The following is a 6,298-nucleotide window of genomic DNA, read 5'->3' on the forward strand; positions in this document are numbered from 1 at the left end:
CCGTCACGCCCCGCCCCCGCACACTGGGCGCAGCCGCCGCACCCGCACCGGAAGGAAAACCCGCCCCATGCACCTCGATCTGAGCGGACGCACCGCACTGGTCACCGGCTCCACCCAGGGCATCGGCGCCGCCATCGCCCTGGGCCTCGCCCGCGCCGGAGCCCGGGTGGCCGTCAACGGCCGCGACAAGGAGCGCGTCTCCGCCGCCGTCGCCGAGTTCGCCGAGCAGGCTCCGGACGCCGAGTTCCTCGCGGCCGCCGCCGACGTGGCCACCGAGGAGGGCGCCCAGCGGTTGCTGCGCGAGCTGCCCCAGGTGGACATCCTCGTCAACAACCTCGGCGTCTTCGGCACCGCCGACCCGCTGGAACTCACCGACGACGAGTGGCGGCGCTACTTCGAGGTCAACGTCCTCGCCGCCGTCCGGCTGACCCGGCTCCACCTCCCCGGCATGACCGGCCGGGGCTGGGGCCGCGTGCTCTACATCGCCAGCGACTCGGCCGTCGTCATCCCGGCCGAGATGATCCAGTACGGCATGTCGAAGACCGCCCTTCTCGCGGTCGGCCGGGGCTTCGCCAAGAAGGCGGCGGGCACCGGCGTCACCGTCAACTCCGTCATCGCGGGCCCCACCCACACCGCGGGCGTCGAGGACTTCGTCCACGAACTCGTGGACAAGGACCTGCCCTGGGACGAGGCCCAGCGGGTCTTCATGCGCGAGCACCGCCCGCAGTCCCTGATCCAGCGGCTGATCGAGCCCGAGGAGATCGCCAACATGGTCGTCTACCTCAGCTCCCCCCAGGCGTCGGCCACCACCGGGGGAGCCCTGCGCGTGGACGGCGGTTACGTCGACGCGATCCTGCCCTGACCGTCCTGACGGCGCGCGTGCAGGCACCCGTCGAGGGGATACTCGGGCGGCGCGGCGGGCACCACCCCGGTCCGCTCGTAGCCGCACTTGAGGGCGACCCGGCAGGACGCCGTGTTGTCCAACTGGTGCAGCGGCTCCAGCCGGGTCAGCCCCCTGGCGAACGCCCACCCGGTCAACGCCGTCAGCGCGCGCGGGGCCACGCCCCGGCCCCGCGCCCGCGCGGCCGTCCAGTAGAGCGCCGCAGTGCCGTGTCACCCCGCCGCACCAGCACCAGTTCCGCCGCGTCCGCCGCCCGCCAGGGCCGCGGCAGCACGGCATCCCCGCTTATCACGCTTCCCCCTCCGGCCCCTCGCGTCCCCACCATGCTTGCACATCAGCCCGGTTGGGCAGATGAACCCGGACGCGGGCTCCGCGCCGGGGGAGCGAAACGGCGGAGCGGGTGGGTCCATTCGCCCGTAGGGCCCCTGACAAGCCAAAATGGCCCCGAGCGTTCGAAAACCACTGATACGGAGGAGCGGACCCATGGCGCACGAGCGAGCCGGCCGTCCGGCCGGTCCCGAGGACCTTGTCGATGTGGCCCGCCTGGTCACGGCGTACTACGCGCTGCATCCCGACCTGGACGACCCGGCCCAGCGGGTCGCCTTCGGCACCTCGGGACACCGGGGCTCGTCCCTGGCGGCGGCGTTCAACGAGGACCACATCGCCGCCACCAGCCAGGCGATCTGCGAGTACCGCACCGCTCAGGGCATCGACGGCCCGCTGTTCCTCGGCGCCGACACCCACGCCCTGTCCGAGCCCGCGCGGGTCACCGCGCTGGAGGTGTTCGCCGCGGGCGGCGTCACCGTGCTCATCGACAGCGAGGACGGCTACACCCCGACCCCGGCCGTCTCGCACGCCATCCTCGCCCACAACCGGGACCGCACGAGCGGCCTCGCGGACGGCGTCGTCGTGACCCCCTCGCACAACCCGCCCGCCGACGGCGGCTTCAAGTACAACCCCCCGAGCGGCGGCCCCGCCCCCTCCGACGCCACCTCCTGGATCCAGGACCGCGCCAACCAGATCATCGCCGGCGGCCTCAAGGACGTACGCCGCATCCCCTACGCCCGCGCGCTCGCCGCCGACACCACCGGCCGGTACGACTTTCTCGGCGCCTACGTCCGCGACCTGCCCAGCGTGCTGGACCTGGCCGCGATCCGGGATTCCGGGCTACGCATCGGCGCCGACCCGCTCGGCGGCGCCTCCGTCGGCTACTGGGGCCGGATCGCCGACGAGCACGGCATCGACCTGACCGTGGTCAACCCGCACGCCGACCCCACCTGGCGCTTCATGACGCTGGACTGGGACGGCAAGATTCGCATGGACTGCTCCTCCCCGTACGCGATGGCCTCGCTCATCGAGCAGCGCGACCGGTTCGCCCTCTCCACCGGCAACGACGCCGACGCCGACCGGCACGGCATCGTCACCCCGGACGCCGGCCTGATGAACCCCAACCACTACCTCGCCGTCGCCATCGACTACCTCTACCGTCACCGCGACCAGTGGCCCGAGGCGACCGGCATCGGCAAGACCCTGGTCTCCTCCACGATGATCGACCGGGTCGCCGGGGACCTGGGCCGCAGGCTGGTCGAGGTGCCGGTCGGCTTCAAGTGGTTCGTGGACGGACTGCTCAGCGGCGACCTCGGCTTCGGCGGCGAGGAGTCGGCGGGCGCCTCCTTCCTGCGCCGCGACGGCTCGGTGTGGACCACCGACAAGGACGGCATCCTCCTCGCCCTCCTCGCCTCCGAGATCACCGCCGTCACCGGCCGCACCCCGTCCGAGCACTACGCCGGGCTCACCGCGCGCTTCGGCGAGCCCGCCTACGCCCGCATCGACGCCCCGGCGACCCGGGAGCAGAAGGCGCTGCTCGCCAAGCTGTCCCCGGCCCAGGTCACCGCCGACACCCTGGCCGGCGAGGAGGTCACCGCCGTCCTCACCGAGGCGCCCGGCAACGGCGCCCCCATCGGCGGCATCAAGGTCACCACCGCCAACGCCTGGTTCGCCGCCCGCCCCTCGGGCACCGAGGACGTGTACAAGGTGTACGCCGAGTCGTTCCTCGGCCCGGACCACCTCGCGCGGGTGCAGGAGGAGGCCCAGGGCGTCGTCCTCGGGGCGCTCGGCGACTGAGCCCCGGCCAGGGGGCGCGGCCGGTCAGCGCCGGCCGTGTCCCCGGTCCAGCCTGTCCAGCACCGCCCGCGCCATCGCCGCCTCGCCCTGCGCGTTGGGATGCGCGGGCGCGGCGGGGGAGGCCGGCTGGAGCGGCTCGATCCAGCGCACACCGGGCGCCTTGCACATGTCGTGCCCGACCGTGGGGCCGTACGTGTCGACGTACCCCACCCCGTTCCAGGCCGCGACCAGGCGCAGCATCAGGTTGACCCGCTTCCCGGTGTCGCGCAGATACGGGAAATCACCGCGCGCGAACGGCACGGACGGGAAGCAGCCGGAGCCGTCGTCGGGCAGCAGGTCCGGGTAGCCGACCAGCAGCACCCGGGCGTGCGGCGCCCGCGCGCGCACGGCCCGCAGCACCCGGTCGACCTTGGGCGCGGTACGGGCGGCCGCGGCCGTCAACTCGTCGTATCCGGCGGCCTGGTAGGAGCGCTCGCAGGGGTTGCCCGCCGGGTCGGTGGCGCCGAGCCGGGCGCAGGTAGCGATGATCGAGCCGAAGCCGACGTCATTGCCGCCGATCTGCACCGTCACCAGGCCGGTGCCCCGGTCCACAGCGTCCAGCTGGGGCCCGTTGGTGCCCTGCGCCCGCCACATCTCGGCCGTCGTCGCCCCGGAACAGCTGACGTCCCTGAACGTGCCCACTCCGCGCCCGGCGGCCACCAGTGAGGGGTAATTGCGGTCCGAGCGGGCGCAGTTGGCGTCCGCCTGGGCCGGTATCAGCGGGCCCGAGGTGTAGGAGTCACCGAGCGCCGTGTACCGCGTACCGTGGCCGGCCGGCTGCGCGGCCGCCGGTGCCACGGAACCGGCGACCAGGGCGCACCCGCCCAGCATCGCGCCCAGCCCGACTCGCAGGCGTCCTCTTCCCGTCACTTCGCCACGCACCATGAGATCGGCCCCCTCGGACTCGGCCCGGCGCTCCCGCGCCCTCGACCGGCCTTGTATACCTCCGGGCCGCCCCCCGGGACCAGAAGCCGGACCATGTCAACTGCCGCACCGCAGGTCACCGTTGTCCCAGCGGTGGTACGGAAGACTCCAGAGGTTTTGACACCGTGTCCCGGGGGCGCGGCCGGTCATGTGGCGACCGGATGGCCCGGTCCGGACGGCACCCTGCTGCGCGCGGTCTTCATGGAACTGCGCACCGCCCGATCCGGCCGGGCGCCGGTGCCGCTCGTCAGGTGGCACCGGAGCCCCGGCCAACCGGCTGGCATGCACTGGTCAAATCTGTCACTCTTTCGGCAGTCGCGCCCGCGTGGGCGCGGCGCGGTGCTCGCAAGGCCCCGCCCCCACGGCCGCCCCGGCGCACCCCGCCCGGTCCGGCCACCGAGCAGGCCGGAACCCCGGCCGCCGCCAAAGGAGTAGCGTGTGAGACCCACCCCCCACCGGGCGCTCGCCACCGGCGTGTTCACCGCGGTCGCCCTGATCGCCCTCTCCCTCCCCGCCATCGCCGCCCAGCCCGAGACCTCGGCCGCCGCCGCGTGCACCCCCGCGCAGTCGGTCCTCAACGGCGGCTTCGAGAGCGGCACTTCACCCTGGACCGAGTCCCCCTCCGGGCTCGTCACCAGCCGTACCGGCCAGAGCGCCCACAGCGGCTCCGCGTTCGCCTGGCTCGACGGCACCGGACGCACCCACACCGACACCCTCACCCAGAGCGTCACCGTGCCGGGCGGCTGCACGACCGCCACGCTCAGCTTCTCCCTCCACGTCGACACCGCCGAGACCACCTCGTCCACGGCCTACGACAAGCTCACGGCCAGGGTCGGCTCCACCACGCTCGCCACGTACTCCAACCTCGACCGGGCCTCCGGCTACGTCCGCGAGACGATCGACGTCTCCTCGTACGCGGGCCAGACCGTGAACCTCGCCTTCACCGGCACCGAGGACTCCAGCCTCCAGACCAGCTTCGTCCTGGACGACATCGCGCTCGACACCTCGGGCACCACCACCCCGCCCCCGGCCGACTCCGTGCGCACCCCGGCCGCGCCCGCCTACACCGTCAGCCTCAGCAGCGACAGCACGGGCACCGTCTGGAACGGCCACCAGAGCGCCACCTTCACCAACGCCTCCGCCACCGCGCTCGGCGAGGTCTACCTCCGGCTGTGGGACAACTACCACGGCACCTGCTCGGCCCCGCCCATCAAGGTCAGCAACGTCACCGGCGGCACGGCGGGCGGCCTCTCCGTGGCCTGCACCGCGCTGAAGATCACCCTGCCGGCCCCGCTCGCCCAGGGGCAGAGCGCCACCATCGGCTTCGACCTCGGCATCACCGTGCCCGACGGCGCCGACCGGTTCGGCCACGACGGCGCGTTCAGCCTCATCGGCAACGCGCTGCCCGTCCTCGCGGTCCGCGACGGCGCCGGCTGGCACCTCGACCCGTACACCAACAACGGCGAGTCCTTCTACTCGCTCGCCGCCGACTTCAAGGTCACCCTTGACCACCCCAGTGGCCTGCTGGTCCCGGCCACCGGCGCCTCCACCGACACCCCCGGCAGCAGCGGCCGTACGGTCACCACGGCCACCGCGTCCAAGGTGCGTGACTTCGCCTGGGCCGCCGGGCCCTTCAGCAAGATCTCCGGCACCTCGCCCGGCGGGGTCCCGGTCAACATCTACTCCGTCTCCGGCATCAGCTCCGCCGACGCCCAGTCGATGCTGAGCACCGCCAAGAGCGCCGTCGACGCCCACGCCGGCCGCTTCGGGGCCTACCCCTACGGGGAGCTGGACGCGGTCATCGACAACAACTTCTGGTTCGGCGGCATGGAGTACCCCGGCTTCGTCCTCGACCTGGTCAGCACCAACGCCCTCACCCACGAGATCGCCCACCAGTGGTGGTACGGCATCGTCGGCGACGACGAGTACAACACCCCCTGGCTGGACGAGTCCTTCACCGACTACGCCACCGACCTCGCCCAGGGCAAGACCGGCTCCGGCTGCTGGAACAGTGTCTCCTGGGCCTCCAGCGCCGAGAAGATCACCAACTCGATGGCCTACTGGGACGCCCACTCCTCCCGCTACTCCACCGTCGTCTACGGCTACGGCAAGTGCGCCCTGCACGACCTGCGCCGCCTCATCGGCGACACCGCGATGGCCAAGCTCCTGAAGGACTACGCCACCGCCCACTGGTACGGCGTCTCCACCACCGCCGAGTTCAAGGCCGCCGCCCAGGCCGCCACCGGCACCGACCTCACCTCCTTCTGGACCCAGCACCGCATCGACGGCTGACCCCGGCCGCCGTCGGCC

4 protein-coding genes and 1 pseudogene are annotated in these 6,298 nt (G+C 72.9%); 3 read left to right on the forward strand and 2 right to left on the reverse strand.

Features of this window, described 5'->3' with window-relative positions; all coding sequences use genetic code 11:
• Positions 1–67 precede the first annotated feature (67 nt).
• Entirely contained in the window at positions 68–862 is a 795-nt protein-coding gene (locus ACFWN1_RS30675) for an SDR family NAD(P)-dependent oxidoreductase (RefSeq protein WP_384369172.1), read from the forward strand.
• Here ACFWN1_RS30675 and ACFWN1_RS30680 read toward each other — a convergent pair.
• A pseudogene (locus ACFWN1_RS30680) lies at positions 838–1,095 on the reverse strand (GNAT family N-acetyltransferase); the annotation flags it as partial. The gene ACFWN1_RS30675 and the pseudogene ACFWN1_RS30680 overlap by 25 nt on opposite strands.
• Before the next feature lie 289 nt (positions 1,096–1,384).
• Here ACFWN1_RS30680 and pgm point away from each other — a divergent pair.
• Entirely contained in the window at positions 1,385–3,025 is a 1,641-nt protein-coding gene (gene pgm, locus ACFWN1_RS30685) for a phosphoglucomutase (alpha-D-glucose-1,6-bisphosphate-dependent) (protein WP_384369175.1), read from the forward strand.
• Between the two features lie 24 nt (positions 3,026–3,049).
• On the opposite strand, the gene ACFWN1_RS30690 is transcribed toward pgm, so the two are convergent.
• The gene (locus ACFWN1_RS30690; RefSeq protein ID WP_384369178.1) at positions 3,050–3,949 is read right to left on the reverse strand and encodes an SGNH/GDSL hydrolase family protein; all 900 of its coding nucleotides are present in this window, start codon (positions 3,947–3,949) and stop codon (positions 3,050–3,052) included.
• 477 nt (positions 3,950–4,426) lie between these two features.
• Between ACFWN1_RS30690 and ACFWN1_RS30695 the strand changes: the two genes are divergently transcribed.
• Entirely contained in the window at positions 4,427–6,280 is a 1,854-nt protein-coding gene (locus ACFWN1_RS30695; protein ID WP_384369181.1) for a M1 family aminopeptidase, read from the forward strand.
• Positions 6,281–6,298: the final 18 nt, after the last annotated feature.

This window comes from Streptomyces sp. NPDC058459 (assembly GCF_042721685.1).
Classification (GTDB): domain Bacteria; phylum Actinomycetota; class Actinomycetes; order Streptomycetales; family Streptomycetaceae; genus Streptomyces.